Origin of the sequence: Pedobacter mendelii, from assembly GCF_014635725.1 — a bacterium.
GTDB lineage: Bacteria > Bacteroidota > Bacteroidia > Sphingobacteriales > Sphingobacteriaceae > Pedobacter > Pedobacter mendelii.
Window position 1 is genome coordinate 291633 of record NZ_BMDJ01000005.1, and the last position, 22682, is coordinate 314314.

At 35.3% G+C, this 22682-nt stretch carries 21 protein-coding genes and 1 riboswitch; of the genes, 8 read left to right on the forward strand and 13 right to left on the reverse strand.

Annotation, left to right across the window (positions count from 1 at the left end):
* Positions 1 to 113 precede the first annotated feature (113 nt).
* Positions 114 to 1727, forward strand: coding sequence for a S8 family peptidase (locus IEV50_RS11350; RefSeq protein WP_188414251.1), 1614 nt, complete (start codon positions 114 to 116; stop codon positions 1725 to 1727).
* Between the two features lie 108 nt (positions 1728 to 1835).
* On the opposite strand, the gene IEV50_RS11355 is transcribed toward IEV50_RS11350, so the two are convergent.
* From IEV50_RS11355 to IEV50_RS11365, 3 genes are read right to left on the reverse strand one after another with little or no spacing between them, the layout of a single operon-like run.
* On the reverse strand, positions 1836 to 3965 hold the full coding sequence (locus IEV50_RS11355; RefSeq protein WP_188414253.1) for a xanthine dehydrogenase family protein molybdopterin-binding subunit: 2130 nt from the start codon (positions 3963 to 3965) through the stop codon (positions 1836 to 1838).
* Positions 3966 to 3967: 2 nt separating this feature from the next.
* Positions 3968 to 4951, reverse strand: a complete 984-nt coding sequence (locus tag IEV50_RS11360; protein WP_188414255.1) for an FAD binding domain-containing protein — start codon at positions 4949 to 4951, stop codon at positions 3968 to 3970.
* Positions 4948 to 5571 (reverse strand): (2Fe-2S)-binding protein, encoded by a 624-nt coding sequence (locus IEV50_RS11365; protein WP_188414257.1) that lies wholly within the window; start codon positions 5569 to 5571, stop codon positions 4948 to 4950. Before IEV50_RS11365 ends, IEV50_RS11360 begins: the two co-directional genes overlap by 4 nt.
* A gap of 238 nt (positions 5572 to 5809) precedes the next feature.
* Here IEV50_RS11365 and IEV50_RS11370 point away from each other — a divergent pair, with 238 nt between their 5' ends.
* Positions 5810 to 6460 carry a YceH family protein gene (locus IEV50_RS11370; RefSeq protein WP_188414259.1) on the forward strand — a complete coding sequence of 217 codons (651 nt, stop codon included), beginning with the start codon at positions 5810 to 5812 and terminating at the stop codon, positions 6458 to 6460.
* A 59-nt stretch (positions 6461 to 6519) separates the two neighbouring features.
* Positions 6520 to 7431 (forward strand): helix-turn-helix domain-containing protein, encoded by a 912-nt coding sequence (locus tag IEV50_RS11375; RefSeq protein WP_188414261.1) that lies wholly within the window; start codon positions 6520 to 6522, stop codon positions 7429 to 7431.
* Between the two features lie 363 nt (positions 7432 to 7794).
* Here IEV50_RS11375 and IEV50_RS11380 read toward each other — a convergent pair whose 3' ends face one another.
* The 4 genes from IEV50_RS11380 to mutS all read right to left on the reverse strand — a co-directional run bounded on the left by IEV50_RS11380 (position 7795) and on the right by mutS (position 12175).
* Positions 7795 to 8400 carry a thioredoxin family protein gene (locus IEV50_RS11380; protein ID WP_188414263.1) on the reverse strand — a complete coding sequence of 202 codons (606 nt, stop codon included), beginning with the start codon at positions 8398 to 8400 and terminating at the stop codon, positions 7795 to 7797.
* A 6-nt stretch (positions 8401 to 8406) separates the two neighbouring features.
* Entirely contained in the window at positions 8407 to 8874 is a 468-nt protein-coding gene (locus tag IEV50_RS11385) for a TlpA disulfide reductase family protein (RefSeq protein ID WP_188414265.1), read from the reverse strand.
* A 134-nt stretch (positions 8875 to 9008) separates the two neighbouring features.
* Positions 9009 to 9506, reverse strand: a complete 498-nt coding sequence (locus IEV50_RS11390) for a C40 family peptidase (RefSeq protein ID WP_188414267.1) — start codon at positions 9504 to 9506, stop codon at positions 9009 to 9011.
* Between the two features lie 89 nt (positions 9507 to 9595).
* Entirely contained in the window at positions 9596 to 12175 is a 2580-nt protein-coding gene (gene mutS, locus IEV50_RS11395; RefSeq protein WP_188414269.1) for a DNA mismatch repair protein MutS, read from the reverse strand.
* Between the two features lie 374 nt (positions 12176 to 12549).
* Here mutS and IEV50_RS11400 point away from each other — a divergent pair, with 374 nt between their 5' ends.
* Complete coding sequence (locus IEV50_RS11400; protein WP_188414271.1) at positions 12550 to 12864, forward strand: HPF/RaiA family ribosome-associated protein; 315 nt, start codon at positions 12550 to 12552, stop codon at positions 12862 to 12864.
* Positions 12865 to 13086: 222 nt separating this feature from the next.
* Here IEV50_RS11400 and IEV50_RS11405 read toward each other — a convergent pair whose 3' ends face one another.
* From IEV50_RS11405 to IEV50_RS11425, 5 genes are all read right to left on the reverse strand, one after another.
* Positions 13087 to 13575, reverse strand: a complete 489-nt coding sequence (locus IEV50_RS11405; RefSeq protein ID WP_229746708.1) for a hypothetical protein — start codon at positions 13573 to 13575, stop codon at positions 13087 to 13089.
* A gap of 56 nt (positions 13576 to 13631) precedes the next feature.
* Positions 13632 to 14357, reverse strand: a complete 726-nt coding sequence (locus IEV50_RS11410; RefSeq protein WP_188414427.1) for a menaquinone biosynthetic enzyme MqnA/MqnD family protein — start codon at positions 14355 to 14357, stop codon at positions 13632 to 13634.
* 43 nt (positions 14358 to 14400) lie between these two features.
* Complete coding sequence (locus IEV50_RS11415) at positions 14401 to 15024, reverse strand: histidine phosphatase family protein (protein ID WP_188414274.1); 624 nt, start codon at positions 15022 to 15024, stop codon at positions 14401 to 14403.
* A gap of 94 nt (positions 15025 to 15118) precedes the next feature.
* Entirely contained in the window at positions 15119 to 16312 is a 1194-nt protein-coding gene (gene mqnE / locus IEV50_RS11420) for an aminofutalosine synthase MqnE (RefSeq protein WP_188414429.1), read from the reverse strand.
* A 227-nt stretch (positions 16313 to 16539) separates the two neighbouring features.
* The gene (locus IEV50_RS11425) at positions 16540 to 17034 is read right to left on the reverse strand and encodes a hypothetical protein (RefSeq protein ID WP_229746709.1); all 495 of its coding nucleotides are present in this window, start codon (positions 17032 to 17034) and stop codon (positions 16540 to 16542) included.
* A 122-nt stretch (positions 17035 to 17156) separates the two neighbouring features.
* Here IEV50_RS11425 and IEV50_RS11430 point away from each other — a divergent pair, with 122 nt between their 5' ends.
* Entirely contained in the window at positions 17157 to 18272 is a 1116-nt protein-coding gene (locus IEV50_RS11430) for a trans-sulfuration enzyme family protein (RefSeq protein ID WP_188414276.1), read from the forward strand.
* 191 nt (positions 18273 to 18463) lie between these two features.
* Here the strand turns inward: IEV50_RS11430 and IEV50_RS11435 are convergent, their stop codons facing one another.
* Positions 18464 to 19468 carry a hypothetical protein gene (locus IEV50_RS11435; protein WP_188414278.1) on the reverse strand — a complete coding sequence of 335 codons (1005 nt, stop codon included), beginning with the start codon at positions 19466 to 19468 and terminating at the stop codon, positions 18464 to 18466.
* A gap of 203 nt (positions 19469 to 19671) precedes the next feature.
* A riboswitch (SAM riboswitch) is annotated at positions 19672 to 19782 on the forward strand.
* Positions 19783 to 19789: 7 nt separating this feature from the next.
* Between IEV50_RS11435 and IEV50_RS19755 the strand changes: the two genes are divergently transcribed.
* From IEV50_RS19755 to IEV50_RS11445, 3 genes are all read left to right on the forward strand, one after another.
* Positions 19790 to 19918 (forward strand): hypothetical protein, encoded by a 129-nt coding sequence (locus IEV50_RS19755; protein ID WP_262890409.1) that lies wholly within the window; start codon positions 19790 to 19792, stop codon positions 19916 to 19918.
* Positions 19919 to 20070: 152 nt separating this feature from the next.
* Positions 20071 to 21381, forward strand: a complete 1311-nt coding sequence (locus tag IEV50_RS11440; RefSeq protein ID WP_188414280.1) for an O-acetylhomoserine aminocarboxypropyltransferase/cysteine synthase family protein — start codon at positions 20071 to 20073, stop codon at positions 21379 to 21381.
* A 30-nt stretch (positions 21382 to 21411) separates the two neighbouring features.
* Positions 21412 to 22509: a homoserine O-acetyltransferase family protein gene (locus IEV50_RS11445; RefSeq protein ID WP_229746710.1), complete on the forward strand. Its 1098-nt coding sequence runs from the start codon at positions 21412 to 21414 to the stop codon at positions 22507 to 22509.
* The last annotated feature ends 173 nt before the right edge of the window (positions 22510 to 22682 follow it).

Consider the following 22682-nt stretch of genomic DNA (forward strand, 5'->3'; position numbering starts at 1 on the left):
AATTCTGCTTTTTCATTTGAGAAATTTTAAAACTGTTAATAAAACATTTTTAATTTCAACTTTCCATTAAAGAAAATTAAACTTATATTTTGCCGTTAATTAAAAAAACATAAATGAATACGAATAGAATTTTTAAAAAATTACTGAATATCGCAGTAATAAGTTCAATACCTTTTCTTGCCAATGCTCAAAAAGCAAACTGGCAAAATCTCGATTTAAAAGCAGATTCTGTATTTGGAATTGGAACCGAAAAAGCATATAAAGAGCTATTGAAAGGTAAGAAATCAACCAGGGTTATTGTTGCAGTTAACGATGGCGGTGTAGATGCTGAACATGAAGATTTAAAACGAATAATGTGGATGAATAGGAATGAGGTTGCTGGAAATGGAAAAGATGATGATAAAAATGGCTATGCAGATGATATTCATGGATGGAACTTTATTGGTGGCTTAAAGGGTTCAGTTGACCATGAAACTTTAGAATTAACCCGTTTAGTTCGTCGTGATCAAGTAAGGTTCGCAAACACGACTGATGCAAATGTAACGGAGAAAGACAAAAAAGATTATGAAGCTTTTAAAGTTGAGCGTTCTGATTTAGAAAAGCAATTAGGAGAAGCTAATGCAAATTTAGCAGGATTAATGGGCTTTAAAAATGCATTAGATGCCGTAATAAAAAAAATTGGTAAAGAAAATCCAACTTTAGAGGATATCGCAAGTTTTAAGCCGGCAACAAACGCCGATGTTCGCATTCAAGAAATTTTAGGAGAAGAGTTAAAAAAAGGAAGCTTTACAAATTTTTATGCTGAACAAATTACTGAAGGAGTTAAATATTACAGTGAGCAGGTTAATTATAACTTAAATTTAGAATATAATCCTCGGGATATAGTTGGCGACGACCCAAACAATGATAAAGAAAAGTTTTATGGCAATAATGATGTAGCTGGTCCGGATGCAATGCATGGCTCTCACGTAGCAGGTATTATCGCTGCTGATAGAACAAATAAATTAGGCATTATGGGTGTTGCAGATAATGTGGTAATTATGGGCGTTCGTTGTACACCAAATGGCGATGAACGAGACAAAGATGTTGCAAACTCTATTCGCTATGCAGTTGATAATGGTGCAAAAGTAATTAACATGAGCTTTGGTAAGGCATACAGCTGGGATAAAACAATTGTTAATGAGGCTATGAAATATGCTGCATCGAAAGATGTATTAATTGTACAAGCTGCAGGAAATGAGAATAAAGACATTGATACTGAAAATAACTTTCCCAACCATAAAGATTTAGATGAAAAAACCATCGCATCATGGATTACAGTCGGTGCTTCAGGCCCAAAAGATGATGAATCGTTAAAAGCGAGTTTCTCGAACTTTGGCAAAACTCAGGTTGATGTTTTTGCACCTGGTGTTCAAATTTATTCCACAATACCTGGCTCTAAATATAAGAATCTAGATGGAACAAGCATGGCCTCACCTGTAGTTGCTGGTTTAGCCGGATTAATTCGTTCTTATTATCCAAAATTAACAGCTGCGCAGGTTAAAGAAATTATTGTGAAATCGGTAGTTAAGGTTAATCACAACGTTTCCTACAAAAAAGGAGAAGGTGAAGATGCACCTAAAGTATCTGTTCCATTCTCTGACTTATCTATCAGTGGTGGAATTGTTAATGCTTATAATGCATTAAAGTTAGCCGCTACATACGATGGCAAATCTGCAGCTAATTAATTCAGTTTTCAGTTTATATAAAATGCCGAATTTCAAATTGAAATTCGGCATTTTTATTTCTTTAAGTATCGTAAAGCAAGCCTTATATTGAATTTATTTCAGCGCCTTTTAACTAGTTGCCAAAATCTTATCTGGCGTAATCGGTAATGTTCTAATCCTTTTACCAGTAGCATTAAAAACGGCATTTGCCACTGCCGCTGAAAAACCAATTAAGGCAATTTCTCCCATACCTTTCGCGCCCATTGGATTGATATAAGGATCTGGCTTGTTTATAAAATGGACTTCAATTTCTGGAATGTCTGCATTCACCGGAACATGGTAATCGGCAAAATTATTATTGATATATCTTCCGTAACGATGGTCTAAAATTGATTCTTCTGTTAAAGCCATTCCTACTCCACCAACTGCACCTCCAACCATTTGGCTTCGGGCAGTTTTCGGACTAACAATCGTACCTGAATCTCCAACAGATACAATTTTATCAACTTTAACAACTCCGGTTAAACTATGCACTTTAACTTTCACAAAGTGGATAGAAAATGAATACATAGAATAATCATCCCTTTCTTTCCCTGCCTGACTTTGTTTGGTTACTTCAATTGATGGCAGGTTATTTTTTTTCAAAACATCAATAAAATTTGAAGTAGCATCCATATTTGAATTCGCCGCCAGCTCAGCGATGGTAGACTTTAATGAAACACAAACGTCGTTTACAGCCGAACCTACAGTAGACAATGTGGCCGAACCACCTTGACTTGGTGCAGGTGGCAGAGAAGAATCTCCCAATTCAAACTTAATTTTATTTACAGGAATACCTAATAATTTACTGGCAATCAATGTCATACCTGTTCCTGTTCCAGGGCCAATATCGCTCGTTGCACTTTGCAAAATCAGACTTCCATCGGCTTTTAATGTTCCTTTTACACTTGCTCTGCCTCTATTTGCATTAAAAACGCCAATACTTACACCATAGCCAGTTTTCAATTGGCCATCAACCAAACTTCCCGGCTTATTTTTACGCTCGCTCCAACCAATTTTTTGAGAACCTACACGATAAGCTTCCTTAATATTTTTATCTGAAAATGGTTTATTTCGCTGCTGATCTCTTTCAGGGTCATTTTTAATCCTGAATTCTAAAGGATCCATGTTTAAGGCGTGAGCCATTTCATCAATTGCACTTTCCAGTGCAAATGCCCCGGTTGCTTCTCCTGGTCCACGCATCCAAATCGGCACACCTAAATCAACAGGAACAACAGTATATTGCGTGTTCACATTATCGCATTGATACATAAACTTAGCCATGTTTACAACACCTTCCGTAAAGTTCTCGTAAACAGAAGTTTCGCCAAAAGCTCTGTGTGTTATGCCTGTTAAGGTTCCGTCTTTATTTGCGCCTAAACCAATAGTTTGTATAGCAGCCGGTCGATTACCAACCATAGTAAACATCTGCATTCTGGTAATCATAATCTTTACCGGCTTACCAATATGTTTCGATGCCATAACTGTAGCAATTTCTAAAGGCCAAGTCCTCAACGCCATACCAAACCCGCCTCCAACAAACTCAGACTTTACTTGAATATTTTCAATAGGGATTTTAAAAACATTTGCAATAGTACCTTGAGTAGCTTTTACACCCTGGGTTTTTGCATATACAGTAACCTGATTATTTGGATGCCAATCGGCAATAATGCCATGCAATTCCATCGGATTATGTGTTTCTATTGGCAAATGATATTTTTGTTCAACAACGACCTCAGCAGTTTTATAGGCATTTTCTACACCTCGTTTATAATCGGGCTGACCTTGCAATTTCTTTGATTCTGTATCATTTACTGCTTTTTCAAAATCGGTATTAAATTCTTCCTTTGCGTAAGTTGCCTTAACTAATGATGCTGCATAAGTTGCCCTTTCAAAAGTATTGGCAACAACTATAGCTATTGGTTGACCGTTAAAAAATATTTTATCGGTATAAAAAATCTTCATTGCTGGTCCGCCTTCTTGCTCGTAAGCAGGTGCAGAAGGTTTGTTTAAATGTGATAACACAGAAATTACTCCAGGTGCCTTTTCTGCGGCTTTTGTATCTAATGATAAAATTTTCCCTTTTGTAATTGTACTGGTTACCAAAACACCATAAGTTAATCCAGGCAATTCATATTCAGCAAAATACTTAGCTTTTCCGGTAACCTTGTAAACACCATCTACACGGTCGTTTTCATCTTTTAAAATTTGATTATTCATGATTACGCTTTAGATTTTGCAACATTTAACGCCTCTATAATTGTGTTTGGAGCCATTTGAAGCTTAAAGTTATTCTCTCCGTAACCTTTAGCATCTGCCATGGCTAATTTTGCAGCTTGCTCAAAGTTTTCTATTGTAGCTTTTTTTCCTTTAAGGAAATTTTCTGATGCAGTTAATCTCCATGGCTTATGCGCTACCCCACCCATTGCCAAACGAATATCAGTGATTTTATTATTTGAAATTTCCATTCCGGCAGCCACAGATACTAATGCAAAAGCGTAAGATGCCCTATCCCTTACTTTTAAATAATGAGAATTTTTAGCTAAATTATTAACAGGTATTTCTAAACGAATTATCATTTCATCTGCCTTTAAGTTGTTATCTAACTGTGGAGTATCTCCTGCCAGACGATGAAAATCTTTAAATGATATTTTGCGTTCGCCTTTCGAATTTGCCAGAACAACTACCGCATCTAAAGCAACTAGTGCAATGCACATATCACTTGGGTGAACAGCAATACACTTATCTGACGTTCCAAAGATTGCATGCATTCTGTTAAAACCACCAACAGCGCCGCAACCCGAACCAGGCTGGCGTTTATTGCACGGCATTTCGGTATCGTAAAAATAGCCACAACGGGTACGCTGCATCATATTTCCACCAACAGTAGCCACATTTCGAAGTTGAGCAGACGCTCCTGCATTTAATGCCATTGCTAATAAAGGAAGTTTGTCTTTTATTAAAGCATTTTCTGCAACAGCCGTATTTGATGCTAAAGCACCGATAACTATATTATTCCCTACAAGTTCGATTTGCTTAAGCGGAACATGATTAATATCTATAAGTTTTTCAGGTGCCGAAACGCCCCTTTTCATTAAATCGATAAGGTTTGTTCCACCAGCAATAAACTTAGAATTTTTATCTTTTAACAATAAAGCTATTGCTGATTTTACCGATGTTGTTCGGAGGTATTGGAAATTTATCATGCTTCGGTTCCTCCTTTCGATACTTCAACTATTGCATCAACTATATTTGGGTAAGCACCACATCTACAAATATTTCCACTCATATATTCACTAATCTCTCCTCTTGAATTTGTATGTCCTTCGTTTACGCAAGCCACTGCCGACATGATTTGTCCTGGTGTACAGTAACCGCATTGGAAACCATCGTGTTTGATGAAGGCAGCCTGCATGGCATGCAATTCATCACCATTAGATAAGCCTTCAATTGTGGTGATTTTCTTACCCTCATTCATCACCGCTAAACTCAAACACGAGTTTACCCTTTCTCCATTAACATGAACAGTACAAGCTCCACACTGTCCATGGTCACAGCCTTTTTTAGTTCCTGTTAGATGAAGTTCTTCACGCAGGTAATCTAAAAGTGTAACTCTTGGCTCGATAGAAGTTTTACATGCTTTATTATTAACCGTAAGATTTAGTGGTATTTTTTCGAAAAGTTCGGCAAAACGTTCATCGGCTTGGTTTTCTGCAGCTTTAACGGCAACAGATGGAGTTAAAGCGATGGCAGTTATCAGCGAGCTTTTCTTAAGAAAATCCCTTCTGCTGTCGCTCTGATTAGTTTTCTTATCAGATGATTGCATAAATATGTCTTGATGATTTTATACCTAAAGTTCGTTAATCTAAACCTTAAAATACAGTGATTTGGAAATTTAGAATAATTCTAATGAGCTGGAAGTTGAAGGTTTAGCATAATACAGGCCTTGAAAATTTTTAAGATTTCTACCTGCGTGAAAATGACGACCCATGCATCAATCGGAAGAATTGACAATACAGACAAAATAATTTCGAAAATGTAAACTCAATTTCTATTTTTATCAAATGGAAGATATTAAACCCTTACCCGATTTATCAGCAGAAGAACAACGCATATTAGGCTCGTTAATTGAAAAAAGCAGAACTACACCAGATTATTACCCAATGACTTTAAATAGTTTAACAGCTGCTTGCAATCAAAAAAGCTCAAGAAATCCTGTTGTAAACTATGATGAAGAAACAGTTACATTAACTTTAAATTCCTTAAAAATAAAAGGTTTAATTTCCACTGCTACAGGTGGTTCCAGTAGAGTAATTAAATATAAACATAATTTAGGAATCGTTTACCCGTTAGTACCTTCAGAACTTTCTATTCTGTGTCTATTACTTTTACGTGGAGCACTTACACCAGGAGAAATTAACAGTAATTCAGGAAGACTTTATGAGTTTGAAAGCATCGAAGAAGTATTAGAACAACTAAAAAAACTATCAGAAGAAGAGCCTGCATTTGTAAAATTACTTCCAAAAAAGCTTGGTCAAAAAGAAGCTAGATTTGTTCATTTGTTAGGTGGACAGAGTGATGTTCAGGAAGCAGAATCGCAAGTAGAGCAAACAACAATTTTCCAACCCAATGAAGAGCTAGAAAATCGAATATCTAAACTTGAACAGGAACTTGAAGAATTAAAAGAGCTAGTCAATCTTTTGATGGATAAGTAAACTAAACCTCATAATTTTAAAAACTCCAGTTGCAACATTTGAATTTTGTAACTTTGCTTATGAGTAAGCCAGAATCCATAGAAGAATTTTATCAAAATAAATTTGATTTCTTGCCAAATAACCTACAAAAAGACATTGGGCACTTTAATGTTTTTAAAATGGAAGATTGTCTTGGTGATGATAAACCACCACTGAACTATAGTAGAAGAGATTTCTATAAAATAGCATTAAACCGAGGCCATAATATTTATCATTACGCAGATAAAAGCATTGAAATTAATGGAACAGTGTTAATGTTTTTCAACCCGTATGTACCGTATACATGGGAACTGGCAAGTGGCAAAATAAGCGATGTAAGGGGATATTTCTGTATTTTTACTGAAGCATTTTTTAATAAGAAAATTAGAGGTAATATTGGCGACCTACCAATGTTCGCTGTAGGTGGAAAACCAGCCTATATTTTAAATGAGCAACAGGATTTACATATTTCATCTATTTTCACAAAAATGCTAGATGAAATTAATAGCGATTACATGTACAAATATGACTTGTTAAGAAACTATATAACTGAAATTACGCATTTCGCTCTTAAAACTGACCCATCGGAAGTTTTGTATAAACATCCTAATGCAAACTCCCGCATCACTTCTGTTTTTACTGAACTGCTCGAACGCCAATTCCCTATCGAAAATCCTTCACAAAGATTTACCATGCGCTCGGCAAAAGATTATGCATCACAGCTTTCTGTGCATGTAAACCATTTAAACAGAGCCATAAAGGAAACAACAGGAAAAACCACCACGCATTATATTACCGAAAGATTGTTGAGCGAAGCAATGGCTTTACTTAAACATACCGATTGGAATATATCGGAAATTGGCTACTGCTTGGGCTTTGAGGAACCAACTCATTTTAATAATTTCTTTAAGAAATTAACTAACCGCACCCCTAGTTCTTATCGTATTGTTTGAATTTCGTAATTTCCAGTTTGATTAACGTAATGCTTAACTTTAATTCCAATTGTAATTTTGTCTTAATAAAAAGAATAAAATATGGTACTTAAAAAAAGTTTTGTTCCGATTAAATTTACTTTTATGCTCTCATGCTTACCATGTGGCAAAATGCAAAAATTAATGACGTGCAATAAGATATGAATAACTGAAAAGCAATAGCAACAGCAAAATTGTCATTCTAAGCATCGCAAAGAATCTTCAAGCGAAGAAAAACAAACTTAAGCTATACCCAAACAAATTGCAAAAACTTTTAAGACAATGCTAATGGCTCGGTATTCTTAATTGCATTCAGAATGAAAAACATCTAAAAGGGATAAGCGATTATCCCTTTTTCCATTTTATACTACATCCAACGGCTTTAGTTGCTGATATTGTAGGTTTTTTACCAACTGATAATTCATTAATCGCATTTTGAACATAATTAACTTTTGCGGGATTTTCACCCTCCGAATCATTATCAATTGCTCCAATATATTCAACTACATTTCCTTTATCCGTTTTACTTAATACAAAAACATGAGGCGTTTTTAAAGCGCCAAACTGTTTTGTTACCAAATGGTTTGGATCTAATAAGTATGGAAAACTGAAGTTCTTTTCTTTAGCTAAAGCCTGCATTTTCTCAAAACTTTCATCAGATACGGCACCAGCATCGTTGGGATTGATTGCCACAACAGGATAACCTTTGCTTGCGTAAGATGCATTTAAGGCCGAAACTCTTTCCTGATAAACTTTCGCCACAGGGCAAGTATTGCAAGTAAATACTATGATATATCCTCTAGCATCTTTGTAATCTGCAAGCGAAACTGTTTTCAAATCAACATTTTTTAATGTAAAATCTTTCACCACATCGCCAACTTTATAACCCTCATTTTGGGCAAAGCCAAAGCTCGAAACCAGCATAAAACCAATTAGAAATAAATTTTTCATGATAATCTATTTTAAGTTCAACAAAGTGTTTTTCAGTTCCATTTCTGTAAATTCCTTTTCATAAAAGCGCCTAACTTTCTTGTTTACAAACAAAGTTGCAGGTATTGCTCCCGACCATTTCTTGTCAATCCGTTCGATATATTGTTGTTGGTCTGGCTCGTTTAAAAGAAAAACCTCTGCTTTAATATTGTTATTTTGAACAAATGGAATAACTTCTTTCTGCAATTTTGATTTAAAGTCCAAGCTAACCAAGAGCACTTTCACAGGTTTTTTGAGATTAGCCAAATGAAATGTTTCAAAATCCGGCAACTCTGCTACACATGGCGAACACCAAGTCGCCCAGAAATTAATTACATAAGTAGTATCTTTTCCTTGAGCAATACGTTTATCCAAATCGTCAAGCGTAAGTAGTTTAACTTGTGCATTAATTGAATAAGTAATTAAATATAAGCAAATTATAAAAAATATGCGCATAATTTTATAACGAATATTAGTGAGTTTAGTTTGATTATTTTACCATATAACACATATTTAGAGTATTTAAGCTAATACGGTCTTATATGTCTTTTATAGGTTGAATCTTATTCGGATGTTTAGTAAAAAGACTATTAATTAACCGAACCCGATTTCACTAAAACCCTTTGATAGGCAGGCAAATTCAAATCATCAACAATTACTCCTCTATTGGTACTCGCATGAACAAAAAAGCCATTATTGAGATAAACGCCAACATGGTCAACATTATTTCCTCCAAAAGAAAAGAAGACCAAATCTCCTTCTTTCAAATTACCAATACTTTTTTTATTAACAGCTTTCGCCTGGTCGCGGGAAATGCGGGGTAGTGTAACGCCATAAATTTCTTTCTCTAATAAAAACGCAAAACCCGAACAATCAATACCGTTTTTATCCAATCCTCCAAAACGATATTTAACACCTGTCCAATCGATAATGAATTTGTAAAGTTGTTTGCTTTTTAAGTTCGCCATCGCGTCAGCTGCTTTTGATGCCTTAGTATCGCTTTTAACAGTATATTTCTTAGAACCGCAAGCAGTTAAAATTAGCGAGAACATTAAAATTAGCCAAAAAAAATATTTCGTTTTTATCATCTCTATATTTTATCGCCACGGAAACACTGAATACACAGAATTGATTCCTTGTTTCCGTGGCAAATTTAATCTGCGAATCTGCAGCTATCCTAATTTTTTATCAACCTTTGTATCTCATCCAATTTCAGTAACGCCTCTACGGGAGTTAATGTGTTTACATCCAAATTATTCAGATTATCTCTAATTTTAACTAAAACTGGGTCGTCAATGGCGAACATTTGCAACTGATAAGCCTGATTTTGAACTTTCTTGATGCTATCTTTTATACTCTGCCCCTCTGTCCTATCAATTTCTAGTTTCTTCAAAATCTCATTCGCTCTACTAATTAGTTTTAGTGGCATTCCAGCCATTTTTGCCACGTGAATGCCAAAACTATGCTCACTTCCGCCAGGAACCAATTTTCTTAAAAAAATAACTTTATTCGTCATTTCCTTAACTGATACATTGAAGTTTTTGATACGCGGCATAGTATTAGCCAGTTCATTCAATTCGTGGTAATGCGTTGCAAACAACGTTTTCGGACGAGAAGTTGGATGCTGATGCAAAAATTCTGCAATGGCCCAAGCGATGGAAATACCATCATAAGTGCTTGTTCCACGCCCGATTTCATCCAGCAAAATTAAACTATCATCAGAAATATTATTTAAAATACTAGCGGTTTCATTCATCTCGACCATGAACGTACTTTCGCCTGAAGAAATATTATCTGATGCACCAACACGAGTAAAAATCTTATCTACCAAACCAACATCAGCAGCTTTCGCAGGCACAAAACTTCCCATTTGAGCCATCAAAACGATCAAAGCCGTTTGCCTTAAAATAGCAGATTTACCCGCCATGTTAGGGCCAGTAATCATGATTATCTGTTGCGAATCTGTATCTAGGTAAACATCATTCGTTATGTATTCTTGTCCAACAGGCAATTGCTTCTCTATTACAGGGTGACGGCCGCCTTTAATATCAAGCACCTTATCTTTGTTTACTTTTGGCTTAACATAATGATTTTTCTCTGCTAATTGAGCAAAACACAATAAGCAATCTAGCTGTGCTATTAAAAACGAATCTAGCTGAATCGGCTTTATATAACTTGCGGTTTCGTACATCAATTCATTATACAAGCGGATTTCTATAGCTTGAATTTTCTCCTCAGCACCTAAAATCTGCTCTTCATATTCTTTAAGTTCAGGTGTGATGTATCGCTCTGCGTTAACTAAAGTTTGTTTTCTAATCCATCCTTCAGGAACTTTGTCTTTATGCGTATGTGTGACCTCCAAATAATAACCAAAAACATTATTAAAGGAGATTTTTAAAGATGGAATCCCAGTTGCTTCGGCCTCACGTTTCTGAATTTGCACCAAATAATCTTTTCCACCGAAAGCAATTTTACGTAAGCGATCTAAATCTTCGTCGATGCCATCATTAATTACATTTCCTTTAATCAACAATGCGGGCGGTTCTGATTGAAGCTCTCTTTCAATCCTTTCACGAATGGCCAAACAAGGATTTAGCTGGTCAGCAATTTTTATTAAAAAAGGATTTTTAGAATTTGCAGCTAAATTCTTAACCGACTCAATGTGTGTTAATGCTCTTTTCAAAGCCACCAATTCCCTTGGACCAACGCGTTGCAAGCCAACCTTAGAAATCAATCTTTCTATATCACCAATTTGCTTAATATGTACTAAAAATTCTTGTTGAATCTCTTCGTTTTTCACAAAAAAATCAACCATTTCTAAACGCTCTTCAATTGGTTTAAGCTCCTTAAGCGGCATAATAATCCACTTCTGCAATAAACGAGCACCCATCGGTGTACAAGTATGGTCTAAAATATCGAATAGGGTTACGGCATTATCATTTGCAGAATGTACCAGTTCTAAATTGCGAATCGTAAACCTATCCAACCACATATAGCGGTCTTCCTCAATTCTACTAATCGAGGTAATATGCTGCAAATTGCGATGTTCAGTTTCTCCCAAATAATGCAGAATAACGCCTGCGGCAATGATTCCACTTTGCAAACGCTCAACTCCAAAACCTTTTAACGAGGCAACATCAAAATGTTTAGTTAAAGTTTCCTCTGCATAATCTGTGGTGTATGGCCATTCATCCAAACCAAAAGTGTAAAATCTATCACCAAAATTCTCGGTAAAAACCTGTCGTTTAGATTTTTGAAAAATAACTTCTGTAGGTTTAAAACCCTGCAAAAGTTTATCAATATAATCGCTGTTTCCCTGAGCGATCATAAATTCACCGGTCGAAATATCTAAAAACGAAACCCCGATTTGTGTTTTATCAAAGAAAATGGAAGCCAAATAGTTATTCGATTTCTGGTTTAAAATATTATCGCCATAAGCTACGCCAGGCGTAACCAATTCAGTAACACCGCGTTTAACAATATTCTTGGTCAGTTTCGGATCTTCTAACTGGTCGCAGATAGCGACACGCTGCCCTGCCCTAACCAATTTCGATAAATAGTTATCTAAAGAATGATGCGGAAAACCAGCCAACTCTAAAGCGCCGCCATTCGGACCAGTACCTCTTCTGGTTAAAACGATACCAAGAATTTGTGCCGTTTTTATGGCATCTTCTCCAAATGTTTCGTAAAAATCTCCAACTCTAAAAAGTAAAAGTGCACCAGGATACTTCGCCTTAATCGCGTTGTATTGTTGCATTAACGGGGTTTCTTTATTCGTTTCTTTAGCCAAAACTGAAATTAATTTGCAAAAGCTATAAAGATAACATCATTCATCATTCCACGGCTGTTTTGTTGAAAAGTTAAACAATTGTTGAAGAAAGATAATTCCGATTCTATTTTTGAAATTTTGTTTATTTGAAAATGAGCGACTCAATACCTTTCGAATGCTGTAATCTGCGATACCCTTTAATTAGTTGTTAGCCGCGAAGGCTAACACTATGTGTTCGTTCCTACCAAGTTTAGAAACAAAATTGGCTCATATCCAATCGCTTAATAATTAAACATAAAAATTCAAAAACGTTTCTTCATCTTGGCTGTTGTTGTATATATAATTCACCTAATATTTTCATTATGACGATTCATTTAAATACTGACAAAAATTTAACCATACATCAAGAATACGAAGATAAAATTCAAACTCAAATTACAGATGCTTTGAGCAGATTTAGTGATTTAATTACTCGTGTTGATGTTCATTTATCTGATGAAAATGGCAGCAAGGATGGTTTGGAAGACAAACGTTGTTTAATAGAAGCAAAAATTACAGGTAAAGAACCAATTGCAGTTACAAATTTTGGAAACAATTATGATTTGGCAATTGCAGGATCGTTATCTAAAATGAAAAGCGCACTTGAAAAAATCGCAGGAAAAATGAAAGCACATTAAAAAATAATAAGAGGTAGTATCATTAATTGAACAATCTGTTGATTATGTCTCGTTGGGCTTGTTGAAACGTTTTAAATACATTTTCAACAAGCTCAGGAAGAGAAATTTGACATTTAACGCTATATTTAGCTAGTTTCCATTTTTAAAAAGATTTCGGCAACATCAACAAAAAAGGTAACGCCTTATTATAATCCAATTCCTCATACTCCAAACCTAAAGCTTTTAAATTTTGATAGTACCTAAGATGATTTTCGTAATACATCTTTTATGAAGTTTGTAAGGAGAAATAGCAAAATATTCTATACTTCCATCAGGTGTAGATACATACATATTGCTATTTCTAAAATTATCTTGATAATTTTTCGCAACAATATGCTTACTTAACAATTGATGAGTAGTTGAAAGATTTTCCTGGTTTAAAAAATTACCTCTAACGAAATCATAAGCAGAATACAAATCATCAATTTTCTTTGTGTAGTCAGGTAAAAATTCAATCCCAAACTTTTTATGTTTGATATAAGAATCAAGTTCAATATCTTCTCCCTCTATCTCGCTCGAATACACCGAAGAAACTGAAGTATAAAAACTAAATTCCTTTGTAGAAATTACAGCATCCTGTAAATTATCAAACTTTGTTTGCAAATCATCATCAACTTGCAAGCAATAATCTTCAAGTAATTGTACAGGTATAATTTTCAGTCCATCAAACATTATTGAAAATAGATTTCGGGCTAATTTAACATTAGATTTTGTAAAAACTATTCCGATTAAAGCTTCTCAATATAGCCCAAAAACATTTTTAAAGATTTCTTTCGATCCTCAGTAACTTCAAATTGAAGTTTGTTATACAGATAATCCTCTAAATCAAAATTTGGGGTTTTGGGTAAATCTTGTAAAACGTCCATTCTGTGCGCTAAACCAAATTTCAAAGCTGCATTAAATTCATCTTTAAATTCCTGTGAAATTTCTTTATTGGCCACCCAGGCTGCATACATAAATGGCAGGCCAGTAAAGTTTTTCCATTCTTCGCCCATGTCGTAAATAAAAGCATAGTCATCTTTTTTACCAAAAGTTCTATCACCGATTAATACGATTGCATCTGTTTTAGCTGAAGATTCAATAGTAAATTCTACTTCCTGTTCCCAGTAAAACTTTAATAAAACTTTGGCCAGGTTATTTGAAGTTCTGGAATGGGAATCAAGTCTTAAGGTTTTAATTTCTTCTATCGGAACATCGCTAAAAATAAACACAGAATTTACTGCACCATCGCTACCGATACAATAATCAGCAACAATATTAGCATTAGGCACCAAAGGAATTGCGGCTACAGGCATTAAGCCCAAATCAACTTCGCCACTAATTACTTTAGCAGCACAATCAGAAGGAATATCCAGACTTAAATCTATTTTATTGATGATTTCTGAATGTTCTAAACCGTAAATGAATGCTTTTGTATTGGTATAGGCAACAGCCGATATTTTAATCTTATTCAAGGTGATATTATTTTTTTGCGCTTTACGCATTGCGTTAAGCGAATTAACCGATTGTTAAACCATCCAGATGAACGGCACTGTTAAATTCAAGTATGCTAAACTTTCCATCCTCAAAACCCATTTTGTATAAAACAGTATTTTGATGCGGAAATTCAGTCATTTCGCTTAACGGTTTATCGAGTAATAAGCAAAGAAAAACACGCATTGCTCTGCCATGCATGCAAAGTAAAACCGTTTCTTCTTCTGGTCTGGTAGATAAAAATCTCATTGGCTGTTTTAAGCGTTCGTAAACATCCTGAACACTTTCGCCGCCCTCGAAATGAGCTGTATAATTGCCGTCTTCCCAAGATTTTAACATTTCGCGGAAAGCATCACGAGCAGCTTCCGAATTTGTTTTGCCCTCCCAAACACCCCATGCCAACTCATCTAATCCTGAAAGTTTTTCCCAGGGTAAGCCCGAATCGATAAACTTTTGAACGGTTTGCCAGGTGCGTTTTAAATCAGAAGTATAAATTTTATCAAATGAAATGTCTTTATATTTTTGATAAAAAGCTTCTGCTTGAGCCCTTCCATTATCATTTAAGTCAGAATTTATACCTCTACCTTGTACTATACCTTGTCTATTAAGTTCCGTTTCGCCGTGGCGGATAATATAAATACTTTTCATTTTTAAAATTATTGAATGATTGATTTTTGAATGATTGAATGTTAATAAGCGTTTTTGAGATGATTCACTCATTCTATCATTCACTCATTCAAAATTAATTTACGACTGGTAATTTATAATATTGCGGTTTCTTTTCTTCTTCAAAAACAACGTTTTCAAAATCAGTAACTACATTATATAAAGTGTCGCGTTCTATTGCTTTTCGGCCAACTTGTTTAATCAAGTTAACCAATTCGCGAGTACTCATTGCAGGTGTCTGTTCTTCAGCGCCAGCCATTGAGTAAATTTTAGTCGTATCATCCAAAGTCCCATCAATATCATCAACACCATAATTTAGAGATAATTGAGCTGTTTCTCTACTGATCATTGCCCAATACGCTTTAATATGGTCGAAGTTATCCATATATATACGTGCAATAGCATAATTTCTTAAATCCTCAATAACTGAAGATTCAGCCACATTGCTCATTTGATTGTTTTGGTTTCTAAATTTCAAAGGAATAAAAGTTTGGAATCCTCCAGTTTTATCCTGCAAATCACGAAGTTTTTCCATGTGGTCCACACGATGCCAAAACTTTTCGATATGACCATAAAGCATCGTTGCATTACTTCTCATCCCCAATTTATGCCATTCCTTGTGTATCGCCAGCCATTGTTCGCCAGTACATTTATCTTTCGCAATTTGCTCACGGATTTCAGGATGAAAAATTTCTGCACCACCACCCGGCATCGATTGCAATCCAGCATCTTTCATTAACTTCATGCCCGTAGCATAATCAATTTTAGCTTTTTTGAAAATGTAATGATATTCAACAGGCGTTAAAGCTTTCACATGTAAATCAGGACGATGTTCTCTGATAGCTGTAAATAGCGCTGAGTAAAAAGCTACATCGTATTGCGGTAAAACACCACCAACAATATGAACTTCAGTTACGGGTTCATCATCGTATTTTTTAACAATATCGAGCATTTGCTCCATAGTTAGTTGCCATCCCTCCTCTTTCTGCTTAATTAGACGAGAATATGAACAGAATTTACAATCGTAAACGCAAAGATTTGTAGGTTCTAAGTGGAAATTGCGATTGAAATAAGTTTTATCGCCATGCTTTTCTTCGCGAATAAAGTTAGCCAAAACACCCAGATAGCCTAATTCTGCATGCTCGTAAAGGTAAACGCCTTCATCAAAAGATATACGTTCTTTTTGAAGAACCTTTTTTGCTATGTTTTGTAATTCAGTTGATAATGAAGTATCAGCCAATATTTTTTCAACTTGCTCAGTTGTATTCATTCCTGATTTATTTTGAGCAAAAATACAATATTGAAGGGATTTGAAAATCATTTTCTTGTAACAAACGAATAGTTCAGTAGCTTATTGGTTCATTAGTCATTGGTTCATTGGTCATTTGGGTTAAGCGCCATAGCCAATGATACAAATGAACTACTGTACAAATTAACCAAAAAAAAGCACTTCTTTTCAGAAGTGCTCTTCGCCTTATATTTCATAGGTAAATGAAATTATCTTGCTGCAGGTACGAAGGTTAAAATTATGTTTGCTGTTTTACCACCAAATTCAATTGGAGATTTCATAACCATTTGTGTACTAGAAAGTTCAGTTAACACTAAACGATAACCTTCAGTAACGTTTTTAGCTTTGTCGCCTTCAAATATTTTTTTAAATTGGAAGGTTTCTTCTTTAGGTGCAGCAGACCAAAAAATAGTTTGCATTACCGAACCACAAGCGCTAGATGCTGGTAAAGTGTATGAACCGTTTCCGCTATTTGTTAAATTCCAGGTACTACCTTGAAAACATTTGTAGGATTTTTCGCCAAATAAACCTTGTACAGCACCATCAGGTAAACCATCTAAAGTTACATTACTAACCACCCAATCGCGAACGACTGTACCTCTGCTACCTGTTACACCTGCAGTTACCCTTTTCGCAGTGTTACAACTTTGTAACATTACTAAAGTAGAACATGCAATTGCGATAGCTATAAATAATCTTTTCATTTTTGTTTAATTTAATTTTCGCTTAATTGGTTACATAAATCTTGCCAAAACAATTTTGAACCTTAAATTAGCACCAAATTATTAAATTGCATCGCGATTAACCTGCAAAAACTTAAATCATCATGAAACCCGAAACCCTTGCTATTCACGCTTCTAATCTTATTAAAAATGCAACAGGTGATGTTACGCCTCCAATAAATTTATCGACAACTTTTTTTCGAGATGAAGATGGCGGTTATCCGGGTGGGCACATGTACAGTCGTGTGAGTAACCCAAACAGGTCTGCTTTAGAAAACACTTTAGCTAAATTAGAATATGGCGAAGATGCGGCAGCATTTGCTTCTGGGAATAATTGCGGTATGAGTTTATTTCAAGCTTTAAAACCTGGTAGCCATATAATTGCACCAGATGATATGTATTGGGGAATTAAAAAGCAGCTTTTAACAATATTTAACGATACTCTTAAATTTGATTTTGTTGACCAAACCGATTTGGATTTGATAAATTCAAGTATAAAACCAAACACAAAATTAATCTGGATTGAAACGCCCTCCAACCCATTATTAAAGGTTACAGATATTGAAGAGATTGGTAAAATTGCGAAAGCCAATAATATCACTTTAGCTTGCGATAGTACCTTCGCCTCTCCTATTTTACAGAATCCAATTTTGCTAGGTGCTGATATTGTAATGCACAGCAGTACAAAATATCTTGGTGGACATAGCGATATTTTGGGCGGAATTTTAGTCACGGCTAAAAAGGATGAACTTTGGGAAAGAATTAAAAATATACAACAAACTGGTGGTGCCGTTCCATCTCCTTTTGATTGTTTTTTGCTTTGCAGAAGTATAAAAACGCTCGCTTACCGCATGAAAGGTCATTGCGAAAATGGGAAATTAGTTGCCCAATACCTGGTTAATCATCCAAAAGTTGAGGCGGTTTTTTTCCCCGGATTAGAAACGCACCCTCAACACGAAATTGCAAAAAAACAGATGAAAGATTTTGGTGGGATGATGTCGTTTTTAGTTAAAGGCAATGTTGAAGAAACTAATAAAGTAGTTAACAAAGTAAAGCTGTTTGCACAGGCAACGAGTTTAGGTGGTGTAGAAAGCTTAATAGAACATCGCTATTCCATTGAGGGACCAGATAGTAAAACACCTAAAAACCTACTAAGAATTTCTGTCGGTTTGGAACATGTTGATGATATAATCGCTGATTTAGAACAAGCGCTGGGGTAAAACCGTTTGTCAATCCTGAGCCTGTTGAAATAAGTCGTTATTTTTGAAAGCTGTGGACAACCACAAAGTACTCAGTGAAGTTAAATCTTTGAATTTAAAGCAACCCTGAATATACTATCATTCTGAGGCACGAAGAATCTACAACATATTAAACAGATTCTTCGTGCCTCAGAATGACAAAAATATTAATCTTATTTAGGATTGCAAACCGTAACCAATTTAGCAGAATAATTGGCATTTAATGGCTCATTGGTTTGCGCCAAACGTTGCGAACCCGTATTTGCAGGACAAGCAATGTCGCCTGCTGCATCATAAATCAATTTATTTCCATTGGTCAATAAATCTTTCGGCACATAAACCTGAACTTTAGTTATTGAATAACCCGAAGGGAAATAGCGAACATAATAGCCATCGGGATGTTTTGTCCAGATGCCGCTTGGCACATCACTTCGTGGTGGCGCCATTCCTGCAATGATTGCATATTTCTCCATATCGGCATAAGTGTAATTACCAGAAGAAACCAGCTGACGGATGTTATTTTCTGCTTCGAAAACTGCTTTTACACCAGAAGGAAGCTGATCTTTTGCCTTTTCCATTACATCGAATGGTAAAACGCCCAATGCACCACCCTCCAATTGAGTTAATTGTTTAGGTGTTAAAAGTTTAACTGCAGTTAATTTTATGGTTCCATTAAAATCAGAAAATTTTGTTCTCGCTATAATTGCCCAAAGCAGTGCTTGTATATCGTGCTGCTCAACATCCTGATGTTTCTCTGCACTTTTTAAAACTGAAACCACAACCTCTTCCTTCGGACCTAAAACTGGTGCAAACATATAGCCATCTCCTTTTGAGGGTGCAAAAGTTCCTGCTTTTAAGCAATAACTTTTATTAGTCATTTCGTAAAAACCTTCACACAAAACATAACCACCATCAGGATTTTTCGGCAATAAGTACAAAGGTTGAAATTTTGCATTTATATTAAAATCAGGCATTTTTTCGCCTTCACGATTTACATCTTCAAATGCTGTCGTAATTGCAGCCGGTTGTTTCAAAAATTTATCAACACCAAGTGCCTTAGCACCTTGAGCTGTACCAACTTTTAGTAATTTGTCTTTTAATCCACCGAATTGCGCTTGAGCTGTTGATACTGAAACTGAAAGTAGCAAAACCAGATAAATAGATTTTATTTTTTCCATAATGATTAGATAGATAATACAAACATAAAGTTTTGACATTAAATTTATGTTAGTTACTATTTGTTTTTCAAAATAAAATTTTGAATTTGATTTACAAGCAGTTGACAAAAATTCAAAATTTTATTTTGTTGTTTGGAATTTAATTCAGACATTTGAAACATTATTTGGTAGATAACTAAATAAAAGTCAATCTTGATCGGATTGATTTATAAAGAAGTGGCGAGAGACTGGCTCCGTGACCCACTGGCAACCCTCAGAAAGAGAAGGTGCCAATTCCTGACCGAATAACATGGTGTTATTTGGAGATATAAATTAAAACAGATGAAAACATTAAATCTTCAATCGCAAAGCGAAACACGTCGAAAGTTGAAACAGGTAGAAACTTCTTCTATTTTGTTCATTTGTTACGACATGCAGGAAATTGCTTGTATGTGCTGTTGCATACATTAATTTAAAAATCTTCCTTTTTTGTTTATTTTCAAATTGGAAGGCCCTTATAGCTGAGGGTACACCCTACTAGGACTTTAAGGTTTATCTAATATCAGGATTATCCTAAGGCCAACTCAATCATTCAAACATTCACTCAATCAATCATTAAGAAAATGTCAACATCATATAAATTTGAGACGCTGCAATTACACGCCGGACAAGAAATAGACCCAACAACTGGTTCAAGAGCCGTTCCTATATATCAAACTACATCTTACGGATTTAAAAATGCCGAACATGGAGCGAATCTATTTGCATTAAAAGAATTTGGCAACATATACACTCGTTTAATGAACCCTACTACCGATGTTTTCGAAAAGAGAATCGCTGCTTTAGAAGGTGGCGTTGCTGCCTTAGCAGTTGCATCGGGTCAGGCGGCACAATTTATCGCACTGCATAACATTTTAGAGGCTGGAGATAGCATTGTTTCCTCAACCCATATTTATGGTGGAACATATAATCAATTCAAAGTTGCCTTTAAACGTTTAGGCATTCATGTTGATTTTGCTAATCCCGATGCACCGGAAGAATTTGAACAAAAAATTACGGAGAAAACAAAAGCCATTTATCTTGAAACAATTGGAAATCCTGCATTCAGTGTTCCTGATTTTGAGAAAATAGCCGCTATCGCAAAGAAATACGACATCCCTTTTATTGTAGATAATACTTTTGGTGCCGGAGGATATTTGTTTAAACCACTTGAGCATGGCGCAAATATCGTTGTAGAATCTGCCACAAAGTGGATTGGAGGACATGGAACCAGTATTGGAGGTGTAATTGTTGATGGTGGAAACTACAATTGGGGCAATGGAAAATTCCCTCAATTTACTGAACCATCAGAAGGTTATCATGGACTTGTTTTTAATGATGTTTTCGGTATTGGCGGGCCATTTGGCAATATTCAGTTTATTATTCGTGCTCGTGTAGAAGGCTTAAGAGATTTGGGCCCTGCCCTTTCACCTTTTAATTCATTCCTTTTGTTACAAGGTTTAGAAACATTATCACTTCGGGTTCAACGCCATGTAGATAATGCGTTGGAATTAGCAACATGGTTGGAAAATCATCCATTAGTAAAAGAAGTGCATTATCCTGGTTTAGCGAGTAGTAAATATAATAATTTAGCTAAAAAATACTTGAGTAATGGTTTTGGCGGAGTCTTATCTTTCGAGTTAAACGGTACTAAAGAAAACGCGACCCAAGTTATTGATAGTTTAAAACTGGTTTCTCACTTGGCAAATGTTGGAGATGCAAAAACACTGATAATTCAGCCGTCGGCAACAACTCACCAGCAATTAAGCGATACAGAACAATTAGCGGCCGGCGTAAAGCCAAATGCATTACGAGTTTCTGTAGGTATTGAGCATATTGATGATATTAAAGCAGATTTTGAACAGGCATTTGCAGCAATTATAGTTAAAGCTTAATAATTCTTAAAACACACAGCAAGTTATAATATGCAGAAGAGTAAAAATGATAGTAATACATCCCAAACAAAAAAATCGGAATATATATACCATTACCCTAAGCAGTTTAAATTAGAAAACGGAAAAAAAATTCGTAATCTGCAAATTGCCTTTCAAACTTATGGAAAGCTTAATGCAAGTAAAGATAATGTAATTTGGGTTTGCCATGCACTAACGGCGAATGCCGATGTTTTTGAATGGTGGGAAGGTTTATTTGGAGAAAATGCATTATTCAATCCAAACGATCACTATATTGTTTGTGCTAATGTTTTGGGGTCTAATTATGGAACTACAAGCCCTTTGAGTACAAATCCCGTAAATGGTTTGCCATATTATTTATCTTTTCCACAATTTACCATTCGCGATTTTGTTTCAGCGCACCAGTTGCTTGCAAATCATTTAGGTATTGAGGAAATTAAACTTTTAATCGGTGGTTCCTTAGGTGGTCAACAAGCAATCGAATGGGGAATTATTGAACCAAATAGAATTGAAAACTTGATTTTGGTTGCTACAAATGCGGTTCATTCTCCGTGGGGAATTGCTTTTAACGAGAGCCAGCGTTTGGCAATTACAACCGATAGAACTTTCTATGCAAACCAGCCAGACGGCGGTAGCAAAGGTTTGAAAACCGCTCGTAGTATTGCGCTTTTAAGTTACAGAACTTACAATGCCTATGGCAATACACAAGTAGAGAGTGTAAATGATAAAATCGATAATTTTAGGGCATCATCTTATCAAAACTATCAGGGAAAAAAATTGATAAATCGCTTTAATGCTTATAGTTATTATTATTTAACCAAAGCGATGGATAGCCATAACGTTGGTCGAAATCGCAAATCAATTGCAGAAGCTTTGAAGTTGATTAAAGCAAATACTTTGGTTATCGGTATTGAAAATGATTTCTTATTCCCAATTTCGGAACAGAAATATTTAGCTGATAATATTAAAGATGCAGAATTTGCGGGAATCCATTCTGAATATGGTCACGATGGATTTTTAATTGAGACAAATGCTTTAACGAACATCATCGGAAATTTCATTAAAGAAAGCAGAAACAAAAAAATTATTAAGCTGCAACACACTGCTTGATAAGATAGAAGGTTAAAATGCGGAAGGTTTAAGGTGAAAACCCACACCAAAAGACTTAAAAAATAATTAATCGACCACGGAAGCACTAAATCAAGGAAAATATTGAATTTAATTCCATTAAAATTTATGTTTCAGTAGCAAACAGAAATTAATACACACAAATGGTAGCGGAA